At 68.8% G+C, this 13468-nt stretch carries 11 protein-coding genes and 1 riboswitch; of the genes, 3 read left to right on the top strand and 8 right to left on the bottom strand.

The features are described 5' to 3' along the window. Positions 1-32: 32 nt before the first annotated feature. Positions 33-3578, bottom strand: coding sequence for a DNA polymerase III subunit alpha (dnaE, locus tag SK803_RS29755; protein WP_319969448.1), 3546 nt, complete (start codon positions 3576-3578; stop codon positions 33-35). A gap of 170 nt (positions 3579-3748) precedes the next feature. Between dnaE and SK803_RS29750 the strand changes: the two genes are divergently transcribed. Then, positions 3749-4585: an AsnC family protein gene (locus tag SK803_RS29750; RefSeq protein WP_319969447.1), complete on the top strand. Its 837-nt coding sequence runs from the start codon at positions 3749-3751 to the stop codon at positions 4583-4585. Here the strand turns inward: SK803_RS29750 and SK803_RS29745 are convergent. Next, positions 4582-5346, bottom strand: coding sequence for an inositol monophosphatase family protein (locus SK803_RS29745; RefSeq protein WP_319969446.1), 765 nt, complete (start codon positions 5344-5346; stop codon positions 4582-4584). The two genes, SK803_RS29750 and SK803_RS29745, sit on opposite strands and share 4 nt — an antisense overlap. A gap of 51 nt (positions 5347-5397) precedes the next feature. Here SK803_RS29745 and SK803_RS29740 point away from each other — a divergent pair, with 51 nt between their 5' ends. Further along, on the top strand, positions 5398-6297 hold the full coding sequence (locus SK803_RS29740) for a LysR family transcriptional regulator (RefSeq protein WP_319969445.1): 900 nt from the start codon (positions 5398-5400) through the stop codon (positions 6295-6297). Here SK803_RS29740 and SK803_RS29735 read toward each other — a convergent pair. From SK803_RS29735 to SK803_RS29715, 5 genes are all read right to left on the bottom strand, one after another. Continuing rightward, the gene (locus SK803_RS29735; RefSeq protein WP_319969444.1) at positions 6286-6891 is read right to left on the bottom strand and encodes an NAD(P)-dependent oxidoreductase; all 606 of its coding nucleotides are present in this window, start codon (positions 6889-6891) and stop codon (positions 6286-6288) included. The genes SK803_RS29740 and SK803_RS29735 overlap by 12 nt on opposite strands. Positions 6892-6964: 73 nt before the next feature. After that, the gene (locus SK803_RS29730) at positions 6965-7849 is read right to left on the bottom strand and encodes an RluA family pseudouridine synthase (protein ID WP_319969555.1); all 885 of its coding nucleotides are present in this window, start codon (positions 7847-7849) and stop codon (positions 6965-6967) included. A 147-nt stretch (positions 7850-7996) separates the two neighbouring features. After that, positions 7997-8749, bottom strand: a complete 753-nt coding sequence (gene lspA / locus SK803_RS29725) for a signal peptidase II (RefSeq protein ID WP_319969443.1) — start codon at positions 8747-8749, stop codon at positions 7997-7999. Positions 8750-8772: 23 nt separating this feature from the next. Then, positions 8773-10107 (bottom strand): aminotransferase class V-fold PLP-dependent enzyme, encoded by a 1335-nt coding sequence (locus SK803_RS29720; RefSeq protein WP_319969441.1) that lies wholly within the window; start codon positions 10105-10107, stop codon positions 8773-8775. Positions 10108-10140: 33 nt separating this feature from the next. Continuing rightward, positions 10141-10255, bottom strand: a riboswitch (SAM riboswitch). A gap of 72 nt (positions 10256-10327) precedes the next feature. Further along, on the bottom strand, positions 10328-11815 hold the full coding sequence (locus SK803_RS29715) for a potassium/proton antiporter (RefSeq protein WP_406601597.1): 1488 nt from the start codon (positions 11813-11815) through the stop codon (positions 10328-10330). 130 nt (positions 11816-11945) lie between these two features. Between SK803_RS29715 and SK803_RS29710 the strand changes: the two genes are divergently transcribed. Then, complete coding sequence (locus SK803_RS29710; RefSeq protein ID WP_319969439.1) at positions 11946-12881, top strand: M28 family metallopeptidase; 936 nt, start codon at positions 11946-11948, stop codon at positions 12879-12881. Here SK803_RS29710 and SK803_RS29705 read toward each other — a convergent pair whose 3' ends face one another. Beyond that, positions 12882-13418, bottom strand: coding sequence for a TetR/AcrR family transcriptional regulator (locus tag SK803_RS29705; protein ID WP_319969438.1), 537 nt, complete (start codon positions 13416-13418; stop codon positions 12882-12884). Positions 13419-13468: the final 50 nt, after the last annotated feature.

Here is a 13468-nt window from a genome sequence, read left to right as displayed (position 1 = left end):
CGTTCTTGCTCCGTCCACGTGGTGCTTGACCTCTAACCCAGGCAGCTCGGCCCGAGCAGGGCCTTCAGGTCACCCATCAACGACGGTGTGGGCGCGACCCGCAGCGCGTCGTCCAGCTTCAGCACGGTGTTGCGCGAGGCGTTGATGATCAGGCTCAGGTGCACCTCGGTCGAGCCGGGGTGCGCCTTCAGGACGTCCTTGAGCTGCGTGACGATCTCCGGCCGGCACTTGGTGGCCGGCATCTTGAGCTTCATCGCCCGCGAGCCGATCTCGCTCAGGTCCGGCACCACCAGGTCGTTCGCGATCAGCGAGATGCGGTCGTCGCGCTTGGCCACGCGGGCCTTGACCAGCACGATCGCGTCCTCGACCACGGACATGCCGTGCACCATGAAGCTCTTCGGGAAGAACAGCACCTCGATGCCACCGACGAGGTCTTCCAGCTGGGCCGACGCCCACGACTCGCCGTTCTTGTTCACGCGCCGCGTCACCGAGGCGAGGATGCCGCCGATGGTGACCTGGTGGCCGTCCTGGACGTCGCCTTCCAGGATCCGCGCGATCGAGGCGTCGGAGTAGGACTCCAGCACGTGCTCGACGCCGTTCAACGGGTGCCCGGAGACGTAGAGACCGAGCATCTCCCGTTCCAGCGCGAGCTGGTGCTTGGACTCCCACTGCTCCGGCGGGATCTTGACGTCGAACACGCCCGCGATGTCCTCGTCGTCCGCGTCACCGCCGCCGAAGAGGTCGAACTGGCCCTTGGCCTCTTCCTTCTTCGTGATCATCACGGCGTCGACCGCGTCCACGTGGACCATGTGCAGGCCCTTGCGCGGATGGCCGAGCGAGTCGAAGGCGCCCGCCTTGATCAGCGATTCGACGACCTTCTTGTTGCAGGCCGTGGCGTCGATCTTGCGCAGGAAGTCGGAGAAGTCGACGAACTTCCCCTTCTCCTTGCGCGCCTTGATGATCGAGTCGACGACGTTCGCGCCGACGTTGCGGATCGCGCCGAGACCGAAGCGGACGTCCTTGCCGACCGGGGCGAACTCGCGCTCGGACTCGTTGACGTCCGGCGGGAGCACGGTGATGCCCATCCGGCGGCACTCGGCGAGGTAGATCGCCGACTTGTCCTTGTTGTCGGAGTTCGTGGTGAGCAGCGCGGCCATGTACTCGGCCGGGTAGTTCGCCTTGAGGTACGCGGTCCAGTACGCGATGACGCCGTAGGTGGCGGAGTGCGCCTTGTTGAACGCGTAGTCGGCGAACGGGACCAGGATGTCCCAGAGGGTCTTGATCGCCTCTTTGGAATACCCGTTGTCGAGCATGCCCTTCTCGAAGCCCTCGAACTCCTTGTCGAGGATCTCCTTCTTCTTCTTGCCCATCGCGCGGCGGAGCAGGTCCGCTTGGGCCAGCGTGTAGCCCGCGACCTTTCGCGCGATCGCCATGACCTGCTCCTGATAGACGATCAGGCCGTAGGTCGTGTCGAGGATGTCCGCGAGCGAGTCCCGCAGCTCCTCGTGGATCGGGGTGATCTCCTGCTGCTTGTTCTTGCGCAGCGCGTAGTTGATGTGCGAGTTCGCACCCATCGGGCCCGGCCGGTACAGGGCGATGACGGCCGAGACGTCCTCGAAGTTGTCCGGCTTCATCAGCCGCAGCAGGTCGCGCAGCGCCGAACCGTCGAGCTGGAACACGCCCAGCGTGTCGCCGCGGCCGAGCAGCTCGTAGGTCTTCTTGTCGTTCAACGGCACCTGCGCGCCGTCGGTGATCTCGATCTTGCCCTTGCCGTTGAGCTCGATGTTGCGCAGCGCGTCGTCGATGGTCGTGAGGTTCGAGAGCCCCAGGAAGTCCATCTTCAGCAGGCCGAGCGTCTCGCAGGTCGGGTAGTCGAACTGCGTGATGATCGAACCGTCCTGCGGGCGCATCCAGACCGGGATGTGGTCCATCAGCGGTTCCGCGGACATGATGACCGCACAGGCGTGCACGCCGGCGTTGCGGATCAGGCCCTCGAGCCCGCGGCCGGTGTCGATGATCTCCTTGACCTGCGGGTCCGTGTCGTAGAGCCCGCGGACCTCGGTGGCCTCGTTGTACCGCTTGTGCGACGAGTCGAAGATGCCGGACAGCGGGATGTCCTTGCCCATGACGGCGGGCGGCATGGCCTTGGAGATGCGGTCGGCGACGGCGTAACCGGGCTGGCCGTACAGCACGCGGGCCGAGTCCTTGATCGCGGCCTTCGCCTTGATCGTGCCGAACGTGATGACCTGGGCGACGTTCGCCGTGCCCCACTTCTCCGTGACGTACCGGATGACGTCACCGCGCCGGCGCTCGTCGAAGTCGATGTCGATGTCGGGGGGCGAGACGCGGTCGGGGTTCAGGAACCGCTCGAAGATCAGGCCGTGCGGCAGCGGGTCGAGGTCGGTGATGCCCAGCGCGTACGCGATCAGCGCGCCGGGGGCCGAACCACGGCCGGGACCGACGCGGATGCCGTTCGCCTTGGCCCAGTTGATGAAGTCCGCGACGACGAGGAAGTACGACGGGAACCCCATCTGCAGGATGACGCCGATCTCGAACTCCACCTGCTTGGTGTGCTCGTCGTCGACCCCGTCCGGGAACCGGCGGTGCATGCCGCGCCAGACCTCGTCGCGGAAGAACTGGTCCTCGGTCAGCCCCTCTGGCACCGGGAAGACCGGCATGAGGTTCTTGAAGTCGAACATGCCGGCCGGGTCGACCTTCTCCGCGATCAGCAGGGTGTTGCGGCACCCCTCCTGCCACGCGTCACTCGAGTCGATCGCCCGCATCTCGTCCGGCGACTTGAGGTAGTAGCCAGTGCCGTCGAACTTGAACCGCGTCGGGTCCTGCAGCGTCTTGCCGGTCTGGATGCACAGCAGCGCTTCGTGCGTGTCCTTGTCGTGCGGGTACGTGTAGTGCGAGTCGTTCGTGACGACGAACGGAATCTGCAGCTTCTGCTGGATCTCCAGCAACCCGCCCCGGACCCGGCTCTCGATCTCGATGCCGTGGTCCATGATCTCCATGTAGAAGTTCTCGCGGCCGTAGATCTCCTGCCACTTGGCAGCGGCCTCGAGCGCTTCCTTGTCCTGGCCGAGCCGCAGTCGCGTCTGCACCTCGCCGGACGGGCACCCGGTCGTCGCCATCAGCCCGGCGGAGTGCTCGGCGATGAGCTCCGAGTCCATCCGCGGCCACTTGCCCAGCTGCCCCTCGGTGGAGGCCAGGCTGGAGAGCTTCATCAGGTTGTGCAGGCCCTCGGCGTTGCGCGCCCAGATCGTCTGGTGGGTGTACGCACCTGACGCGGACACGTCGTCGGACTTCTGGCCGGGGTCGCCCCACAACACGCGCTTCTTGTTGAACCGGGACTCCGGCGCCATGTACGCCTCGATGCCGATGATCGGCTTGATCCCGGCACCCTGCGCCTGCCTGAAGAAGTCGTAGGCGCCGTACATGTTGCCGTGATCGGTGATGGCGGCAGCGGGCATACCCATGCGCTCGCACTCGGCGAACATGTCCTTGAGCTTCGCCGCACCGTCGAGCATCGAGTACTCGGTGTGCACGTGCAGATGCACAAACGAGTCCGACACTGTGCCTCCAGGAGATCGAACGGACGCGTGTGGAAGGACGCGAATCCGGATCCGCCAACCCTATCTCGCCGCGAAGGGAACCTCCCACAGGCTCGGAGGGTCTGTCGCCGTGATCTCCGACCAACCGGGCGGTGACGCGAAGATCGCGAGCGGAAGGTAGCGTTCGACACGTGGTGGCCCCTGATCCCGTAGACGCTCGCTTGCTCGCCGTCCTAGCAGAGTCGGGCCGCGCCGCCGTGCACGAGATCGCCCAGCGCCTGGGCATGGACCCGCGCGAAGCCGCCATGCGCCTGATCACTCTCTCGGGCAGCGGCCTGCCCCTGCTGGTCGGCGTCGAAGGCGACCCGAACGGCCTGCGCAGGGCCCTCGCGAACGCCGCCGCGTACGGCAACTACATGGGCCCGCCGCCGTCCGGTCCGTACTCCGTGCACCAGAGCGGCCCGCACCAGGTCGCCCCGCAGCAGCAGATGCCGTACCAGCAGAACCCGGCCAGCCAGCCGTTCCCCGCCCAGCCTCAGGTCACCTGGGGTCCGCCCCAGTCGGCGGGCTGGGTGCGCGCGGACCAGCCGCAGCCCAAGCCCGTCTCGCGCACCGGCAAGGTCGGCACCGCCCTCGAGGCCGACAGCATGGAGGGCGCGCGCCTCTCGATCCAGCTGGTCGAGGTGGTCGACCCGGCCGACTTCCTGTTCACCGCGGCCGGTTACAAGCTCGCCGAGGGCGAACGCGCTGTCGTCGTGCACACCGAGGTGACGAACACCTCGCAGGTCGCCTACACCTCGCTGCCGGACATGTATCTGGTCCTGGTCACCAAGACCGGCGAGACCGTGACCAAGGCGCCGGTGTCGTTGTCCTCGCGCCCGGCGCACAAGCTCGGCGTGTCGCCGGGCGAGACCGCCGGTGGCCACACCGTGTTCGTGCTGCCGGACGCGACCGAGGTGATCCAGGTCCGCTGGAGCGTCCGTCCCGAGGTCGACCTCAACACCCTGGTCTGGACCGTCGAGGACTAAGCAAGCACCTTCAACGCCGCGGCGTGCACACCTGGCGCGGCGGCGAGGTACTCACGAGTGGTCAGCTCCCACGGGTTGCCGTCGAGATCGGTGACGACACCGCCCGCTTCCTGCACCAACAGCACACCGGACGCGTGCGCGCGCACGTTGTCGTACTGCCAGTGCAGGTCCATCCGTCCCGCGGCGACCTGCGCGAGCTGATGAGCCACCGGCACCGAGATCCGCACGTAGAGGGCCTCCTTCGCCATCGCGCTGTACGAGGCGCCCACCCGGTCCGCCATCTCCGGCCCCTGCCCCGGCTGGGCCTGCCCGGTACCGACCAGCGCTCCGTCCAGCGCGGTCTTGCCCGAGACCTGCAGCCGGACGCCGTTGAGGAACGCGCCGCCGCCCTCCTCCGCCGTGAACATCTCGTCGAACAGCGGGAAGTACACGACCGCCAGCACCGGCCGGCCGTCGCGGACCAGGCTCACGCCGATGTTCCAGTCGGTCATGCCGTGAACCGCGTTCATGTTGCCGCCCACCGGATCCACGAGCCACCACTCGCCCGACTCCAGCGGACCGGAGCCGTGCTCGTCGTTGAGCCACCGGGCACCGGGGCGGATCTGCGCCAGCTCCGGCTCCAGCAGGTCGACGACGGCCGCGTCGTTGGCGCGGACGGCCGCGATGAGTTCGGCGAGACCGGACGTACGTGCCTCCGTCGAGTACCGCGTCAGCATTCGGGCTCCGGCGCGGCGGACGGCAGCGGTGGTGGCGGCGAGCATGGCTTCTCCAATTGAGTCGGACGCATTTGTGGGTCAGTACGATTTACTGTCATGCAAGCGGATCTGAACCTGCTGGTCGTGCTGGACGCCCTGCTCGAAGAGGGCAGCGTGATGGGCGCGGCCGAGCGGCTGCACCTGTCGTCACCCGCGGTGAGCCGCACGCTCGGACGGATCAGGAAGGTGACCGGCGACGACATCCTGGTGCGGACCGGTCACTCGATGACCCCGACGCCGTACGCGCTCGGGATCGCGGAAGAGGTGCACCGGCTGGTCCGGCAGGCCAACGCGGTCCTCACGCCGAGTCGTGAGCTGGAGCTCACCAACCTGGAGCGCACCTTCACGCTCCAGTGCCACGACGCCCTCGCCTCGTCCGTGGTGCCCGCGCTGATCGCCCGGATCGCGGAGCAGGCACCCGGCGTGCGACTGCGGGTGCTCGCCGAGCACTCGACCGACACCGACGACCTGCGGCACGGCCGGGTCGACCTCGAACTCGGCGGAGACAGCCCTGACCTGCCCGAGTTCCGCTCCGAGACGCTCGGCACCGATCCGTTGGCCGTGGTCCTGCGCTCCGGCCATCCGGGCGCCGGCGACCTGGACCTGCCCACCTACGCGGCACATCCGCACGTCCTGGTCTCCCGGCGCGGCCGTCTCACCGCCCCGATCGACGACCTGCTGGCAACGCGAGGACTGCACCGCAGGGTGATCGCGACCGTGGCAACGGTCCACTCGGCCCTGCAGATCGCGGCCGCGAGCGACGCGCTGGTGACCACCACGGCGATCCTCTGCCGGCCGCTGGTCGAGGCGTTCGGGCTGATCACCCGGCCGCTGCCGGCCGAGTCCCCGGAGGCACCGGTCAACTGCAACTGGCACCAGCGCTACGACTCCGACCTCGCCCACGCGTGGCTCCGCGACCAGGTGCGGGCGACCGTCGCCGAGGTCCTAGGCATTTAGCGGCAACGCGACGACGCCGGGAAAGCGCGGCTCCTCGGCCTCGTCGAGCATGGCCGCGGCGACCGTCTCGCGGCTGACCTTGGCGGTGAGATCGAACGGCGGCGCGGCGTCCAGACCGACCGTGCGCCGATCGGGGCTCTCCGGCTCGTCGCTCAGCACACCGGCGTGGAAGACGGTGCCACCGGCGGCGAGGACGGCGTCGTCGGCCGCGATCTTGTCCGGGATCCGGTCGCCCATGAACTTCCACAGCACACCGGCGCCCTCGCCCGCCGCGTCGGCGGACGCACCCGTGCCGTAGGCGCCGAGCCAGATGATCCGCCGCGGTCCGGCCGCGACCACCGCCTTGGCGCCGTCGAGGAGCACCCCGGCCACGTCCGTGCCGAGACCGGAAAGGACGACGGAGTCCGCGCCGACGACCGCGGCGATGCTCGCGGGGTCGCTGACGTCGCCGGCGACCTTGCGCAGGTTCGGGTGGTCGAGGCCGATGCGCCCGGGATCGCGGGCGATCGCCGTGACGGTGTGGCCGCGCTCCAGCGCCTGGCGGGCGAGTGCGAGGCCGGTCCGGCCGGAGGCTGCGAGGACGATGAGGTTCATGCCGAGAACGCTAGGCACGCCACCGATTAACATCAAATGAAAGCTCGTCAACCGATGATTTACCCAGACGCAATCAGCCCTCTTCGCGCAGCTTCTCCAGCGCCGAGGACAGGTCCTCCGGGTACTCCGAGGTGAACGTGACCCACTGCCCGTCCGCCGGGTGGTGGAACCCGAGCTGCCGGGCGTGCAGCCACTGCCGCGAGACACCGAGCCGCTTGGACAACGTCGGGTCGGCGCCGTACGTCAGGTCGCCCACACACGGGTGGTGCAGCGCGGAGAAGTGCACGCGGATCTGGTGCGTGCGCCCGGTCTCCAGGTGGACCTCGACCAGCGAGGCGGCCCGGAACGCCTCCATCACCTCGTAGTGCGTGATCGAGGGCTTGCCGGAGTTCATCACGGCGAACTTGTAGTCGTGCTTGGGATGCCGGTCGATCGGCGCGTCGATGGTGCCCTTGATCGGGTCGGGGTGACCCTGCACGATCGCGTGGTAGACCTTGTCGACGGTCCGCTCCTTGAAGGCGTGCTTCAACGCGGAGTAGGCGGACTCGGACTTCGCAACGACCATCACGCCGGTGGTGCCGACGTCGAGCCGGTGCACGACACCCTGCCGCTCGGCCGCACCCGAGGTGGCGACCCGGTGACCGGAAGCGACCAGGCCACCCACGACCGTGGGGCCGGTCCAGCCCGGAGACGGGTGCACCGCGACGCCGACGGGCTTGTCGATGACGATGATGTCGTCGTCCTCGTGCAGGATGATCATGCCCTCGACCGGGATCGCCTGGACGGTGATCGGCTGCGGCGGCGCCGGCAGCGTGATCTCCAGCATCGCCCCGGCCACCAGCCGGTCGGACTTGCCCACGACGCGGCCGTCGATCAGCACGTCGCCGGCATCGGCGATGGCCACGATGACGGTGCGCGACAGACCCAGGAGCTTCGCGAGGCCGGCGTCGACACGCATGCCTTCCAGACCGTCGGGAATCGGCAGCGTTCGGTATCCGCTCACGCGGGGCCTCGACCTTCTTCTGGCTGGGGTACGCCTCACGGCGCCGGGGCCGGAGTTCACCTCCGACCGCGCCAGGCAGAACCCTGAATTTACCAGGAGCCGCTACTTCGGCTCAGGCAGCCCGTCCGGCTCCACCGGGACCGGAGCAGCGTCCTTGTGAACGGTCCCGTCGTAGTCGTGCTGCCTGAGCGCCAGCACGATGATCGTCGCGCCACCGCAGACGATCGCCATGTCGGCGACGTTGAACACCGGCCACACGCGGCCGAACGGGTCGAACAGCGACAGGAAGTCCACCACGTGGCCGCGCATCGGCCCCGGCTCGCGGAAGAGGCGGTCGGCGAGGTTGCCGACGGCACCTCCCAGCACCAGGCCGAGGCCGACGGCCCAGCCCTGGGAGCGGAGGTTGCGCGAGATCCAGAAGATGAACCCGGCGACGCCCAGCGCGATCAGCGCGAGGATCCACGTCATGCCCTCGGCCAGCCCGAAAGCGGCACCGGGGTTGCGGACGAACGTCAGGTACAGCACGCCGCCGAACAGCTTGATCGGCTCGGAGTCCTCCAGGAACGCCACCGACACGACCTTGGTGAGCACGTCCAGGGCCAGCACCCCGGCCGCCAGGATCGCGAGGGTCTTCGTCCTCGGTTCCGGCAGCGAACCGGCGATCGAGAACTCGTCCTCGTCGTCCGCCACCTCGGCGAGGGACTCCGCGGGCTTGTCCTCGACGACCGGCTTGACCGGTTCCTCGGCCCCGGCGGCGGGTTCCCCGACCGCCTCAGGCTCGCTGACCTGCTCTTCCGCAGGCTTCTCAGCTGCCTTGCCGGAGACCTTCTCCGCGGCCTTGGACTCGTCACTCACCACGTCATTGTCCACGAACGGGACTACGCGAGGAACGGCGGCAGGGTTCGGTTGTCGTCCTCGGGAACCCAGCGGCCGTCACGCTGTGTGTAGGTCCACTTCGGACCCTCGGTGACCAGGGCGCGCAGCGCCGCCACCAGACGATCCACGTGCTCGGCCGTCGTGCCGAGGCCGATCGACGCCCGCACAGCGCGTTCCTCGTGCGACCCGGCCTGCCTGACCAGGCGGCCCACGATCACGTGCGCGCAGAACGCGCCGTCGCGCACGCCGACGCCGTACTCCGCGGACAGCGCCGCCGCGAGGAAGCCCGCGTCGAAGCCGGAGATCGTGAAGCTGACGACGCCCACCTTGTCGGCGTCGCTCAGGATGGCCAGCTCGCGGAAGCCGGGGATCGTGCGCAGGCCGTCCTGCAGACGCGTCAGCAGCTCCTGCTCGTGCGCGATCGTCTGCTCCCAGTGCCGCGACAGGATCTCGCAGGCCGCGGCCAGCGCGTGCACGCCGACGACGTTCGGGCTGCCGGCCTCGTGCCGCTCGGGCACCGCGGACCAGGCCACGCCGAGCCGGTCGCCGTGGTCGGTCACCTTGGACGTCGCGCCGCCGCCGACCAGGTACGGCTGGGCCTGCTGCAACCAGTCGGCGCGGCCCACCAGCACGCCGGCACCGAACGGCGCGTAGATCTTGTGGCCGGAGAACGCGATGTAGTCGACGCCCAGCTCACGGACGTTGATCGGGCGGTGCGGGGCGAGCTGCGCGGCGTCGAGCGCGATCCGCGCACCGTGCCGGCGGGCGACCTTCGCGAGCTCCGCGACCGGCCACAGCTCCCCCGTGACGTTGGACGCCCCGGTGACGATCACGAGCCGAGGGCCGACCGGGGCGGCGGCCAACGCCCGGTCCAGCGCGACAACCGCGGCGCCGGACGAGGACGGAGCGGGGACGCGCTGAACGTTCGGGCCGCGCCACGGCAGCAGAGCCGCGTGGTGCTCACTGTCGAACAGGACGACGGCGGTGTTCTTGGGAACGCTGCGCGCCAACAGGTTCAGCGAATCGGTGGTGTTGCGGGTGAAGACGACGGCGTCGGAGGAGTGCGCCCCGACGAACTTGCGGATGCGGTCGCGGGCCTGCTCGTAGACGCGGGTCGAGACCTGGGAGGCGAACCCGGCGCCGCGGTGCACGCTGGCGTACCAGGGCAGCAGCTCGTCGACGGCGTCGCGCACCTCCTGCAGACAGGGCGCGCTGGCCGCGTGGTCGAGGTTGGCGTAGCTGACGCGCTCTCCGGTGACGAGCGGAACGCGCAGGTCAGCGCCGACGACAGCCGGAACAGCCGTGGTAACCGTGTTCGGGGTGATCGCGAGCGTCATCGAGCTGCCTCCGAGGCCAGGGGCCTTCGTGGAGGCCCGCGCTTGACCGGCGCCCTACGCGCCGGACCAGGTCCTCACCAAGGGCACCCCACCGCGGTAGGAGGGTTGCCGGCCAGCAAGCTTGGGCTTGACGCTGGCTCTCATGACCTGCCGACGACGTTAGCGGAGGGTGACCGCCTCGTCGACACCCGATCACATGCTGAGAAGCCTCGGAGACCGACTAATCGCCGGTCTCACCCTTCCACCGGGCGTAACGACCAGCGCGGTCCACGGCCCGTATGCGCCGCTCAGCGGCGTCGCGCGCTTCCTCGGTGGTGACGATGAGCAACTGGTCGTCGGTGTTCAGCCGGGTCGTCGGTTGTGGCGTGAAACTCTTCCCACCACGGACCACCAGGCTCACCGTGGCGCCGACCGGCAGCCGCAACTCGGTCATGTAGACGCCGTGCAGCTTCGACCCGCGCAGGATGTGCACCTGCAGCAACTCGGCGCCCAGCTCGTCCAACGGCGACGAGTCGACCTGCACCTCCTGCGCCTCCCCCGTGCGCACCAGCCCGAGGCGCCGCGCGAGGAACGGCAGCGTCGTGCCCTGCACCACGGTCAGCACGATGACCAGCACGAACACCGCGTCGACCAGCTCGCGCGCGCCCTCGACACCCTGGATCAACGGGATCAGCGCGAACACGATCGGCACCGCGCCGCGCAGTCCCGACCAGGAGAGGAACGCCTGTTCCCGCCACGGGACCTTGAACGGCAGCGAAGCGAGCAGCACGGACAGCGGCCTGGCCACGAACGTCACCACCACGCCCGCGATCAGCGCGGGCACCAGCACGTCGAGCAGCCGCGACGGCGAGGCGTAGAGGCCCAGTAAAACGAAGAGCCCGATCTGGGCGAGCCAGCCGAGACCCTCTGCGAACGAGAGGGTGTCGGCGCGGTGCGGCAGGCGGGCGTTGCCCAGAACGAGTGCGGCCACGTAGGTGGCGAGGAATCCGGACGCGTGCGCGAGATCGCCGGCGGTGTAGGCCATCACGCACACCGCCACGGTGGCGAGCGGGTACAGACCGGTGGAGGGCAACGCCGCCCGTCTCAGCCCGGCCCCGCCCAGGAAACCCAGCGCGACACCGATGAGCGCGCCCGCACCCAGTTCGTAGAGCACCAGCAGCGGCGCGGTCCACGAGATCGCGTCCGAGGACGCCAGCAGCACGACGGCGATGTAGACCGGCGCGTCGTTGAGACCGGACTCCAGTTCCAGCGCACCGGTGAGCCGCGGCCCGACACCCAACGAGCGCAGGACGCTGAAGACGGCGGCCGCGTCCGTGGACGACAGCACCGCGCCCCACAGCAACGCCATCCGCCAGTCGAGGCCGAGCAGGAAGTGCAACGCCGTCGCCGTCACGGCGACGCTCACCGCGACGGCCACTGTGGACAGTGCGATTCCCAGCCGCAGCGAGGACTTCACCGCCGACCACCGGGTGGTGAGCCCGCCCTCGGTCAGGATCAGCACGAGTGCCGCGATGCCGAGGGACTGGGTGAGATCGGCGTCGTCGAAGTTGATCCCGAGCACGGACTCGCCGAGGAGCACGCCGATGCCGAGGTAGAGCAACAACGAGGGCAGGCCGAGACGGATCGACACCCGCACCGCGATCACGGAGATCAGCAGTACGGCCGCGCCGATGCCCAGTACGACCGTGACGTCACCCACCTGGACCATTCTGGTTGATCACCACCGAATTGGACGAATCAGACGCGTTAACAACACCAGCCGTTCGCACCTACCGGGCTCATGCACGACAGAGCATGTTGATCAGTGGCTCAATCCCAACCCTGCACGGAGTTGAACCATGAGGATCCTGATCGCGCTGGCGGCCGCCTTGATGGTGACCGGAACCACAGCAGCGCAAGCGGCCGCTCCGGCGGCCATGGCGGCACCGAACATCGACGTCGCCAACGTGCGAGCACACCTCACCCAGTTCCAGTCGATCGCGAGCGCCAACGGCGGCAACCGCGCTCACGGACGTCCGGGGTACCTGGCCTCGGTGAACTGGGTGAAGAGCAAGCTCGACGCGGCCGGCTTCACCACGCGCGTGCAGTCGTTCACCTACGGCGGCGCCACCGGCTACAACCTGATCGCGGACTACCCCGGCGGCGACGCGAACAACGTCATCATGCTGGGTGGCCACCTCGACAGCGTCACCGCGGGCCCCGGCATCAACGACAACGGCACGGGCTCCGCGTCGCTGCTGGAGGTCGCCCTCCAGATGAAGGCGACCAACTTCCAGCCGACCAAGCACGTGCGGTTCGGCTGGTGGGGCGCGGAGGAACTCGGCCTGCGCGGCTCGACGGCCTACGTGAACTCGCTGTCCACCACCGACAAGTCGAGGATCAAGGCGTACCTGAACTTCGACATGACCGGTTCGCCGAACCCCGGCTACTTCGTCTACGACGGCGCCGACGGCCAGCCCTCCGGCTCGGTGGCACTGCAGCAGCGGCTGCAGGCGGGCTTCACCGCGATCGGCGTCCAGACCGAGCTGACCAGGGTCGGCGGCCGTTCCGACCACGCGGCGTTCGCGCGGGCGAACATCCCGACCGGCGGCACCTTCACCGGCGCCGAGCAGACCAAGACCGCGGCACAGGCCCGAAAGTGGGGCGGCACGGCCGGCCAGGCCTTCGACCGCTGCTACCACCGCTCCTGCGACACCACGTCGAACATCAACGCCACGGCGCTCGACCGCAACGCGGACGTGATCGCCTCCACGTTGTGGGCGGTCGCGGCCTGATCATCTGGCTGTGAGCACCTGCACGGCCTCGTCGAGCACCGGCTCGACGAGGCCGGGCACGGTCGCCCACATCTGCACCTGCCCCAGGTAGAGGCTGAACGCGATCAACGCGCGCTTCTTCGCGTGCCCGTGTTCGAACCCGAGCTGCTCGAACAGCTCGGTCAGGTAGTCGATCCGCTTCTTCGTGACGCGCTGGAGCACCGGCGCGATCACCTCGTTCTCGGCGCCCGCCTGCAACGCCATCTCCACCGAACCCTTGCGGGTGCGGTCGAGCACCGTCGCGAACAACGTCCTGAGCTTGTCCCGCGGGGACTTCTCCGCCTCGACGAGCTCGATGACCTTCTCGGTGTGCTCCCGCTCCCACCGCTCCACGGTCGCCTTGAGCAACGCCTCCCGGTTCGGGAAGTGGTGGTAAACGCTGCCTTTCGTGGCACCGGCACTCGCCGCCAGCGGTTCGATCGCGACCGCGCCCAGCCCGCCGTCCGCGAGAGCTCTCAGCGCTATCTCAGTCCAGTCGTCCCGATTTCTCCGCACCACGCGTCCGTACGCTACCGTATGTTCTGCGAACATACGCCATCGTATGGAAG

Source organism: Lentzea miocenica (assembly GCF_033949945.1).
Lineage (GTDB): Bacteria > Actinomycetota > Actinomycetes > Mycobacteriales > Pseudonocardiaceae > Lentzea > Lentzea miocenica.
The sequence above is the reverse complement of the archived record's forward strand: the minus strand, read 5'-3'. Positions and strand labels throughout refer to the sequence as shown.

Coding starts and splice junctions, on each gene's coding strand:
- SK803_RS29745 (WP_319969446.1), bottom strand. CDS start 5,346: ATGCTCGCCGCCACCACCGCTGCCGTCCGCCGCGCCGGAGCCCGAATG.
- SK803_RS29740 (WP_319969445.1), top strand. CDS start 5,398: ATGCAAGCGGATCTGAACCTGCTGGTCGTGCTGGACGCCCTGCTCGAA.
- SK803_RS29735 (WP_319969444.1), bottom strand. CDS start 6,891: ATGAACCTCATCGTCCTCGCAGCCTCCGGCCGGACCGGCCTCGCACTC.
- SK803_RS29730 (WP_319969555.1), bottom strand. CDS start 7,849: ATGCGTGTCGACGCCGGCCTCGCGAAGCTCCTGGGTCTGTCGCGCACC.
- SK803_RS29720 (WP_319969441.1), bottom strand. CDS start 10,107: ATGACGCTCGCGATCACCCCGAACACGGTTACCACGGCTGTTCCGGCT.
- SK803_RS29715 (WP_406601597.1), bottom strand. CDS start 11,815: ATGGTCCAGGTGGGTGACGTCACGGTCGTACTGGGCATCGGCGCGGCC.
- SK803_RS29710 (WP_319969439.1), top strand. CDS start 11,946: ATGAGGATCCTGATCGCGCTGGCGGCCGCCTTGATGGTGACCGGAACC.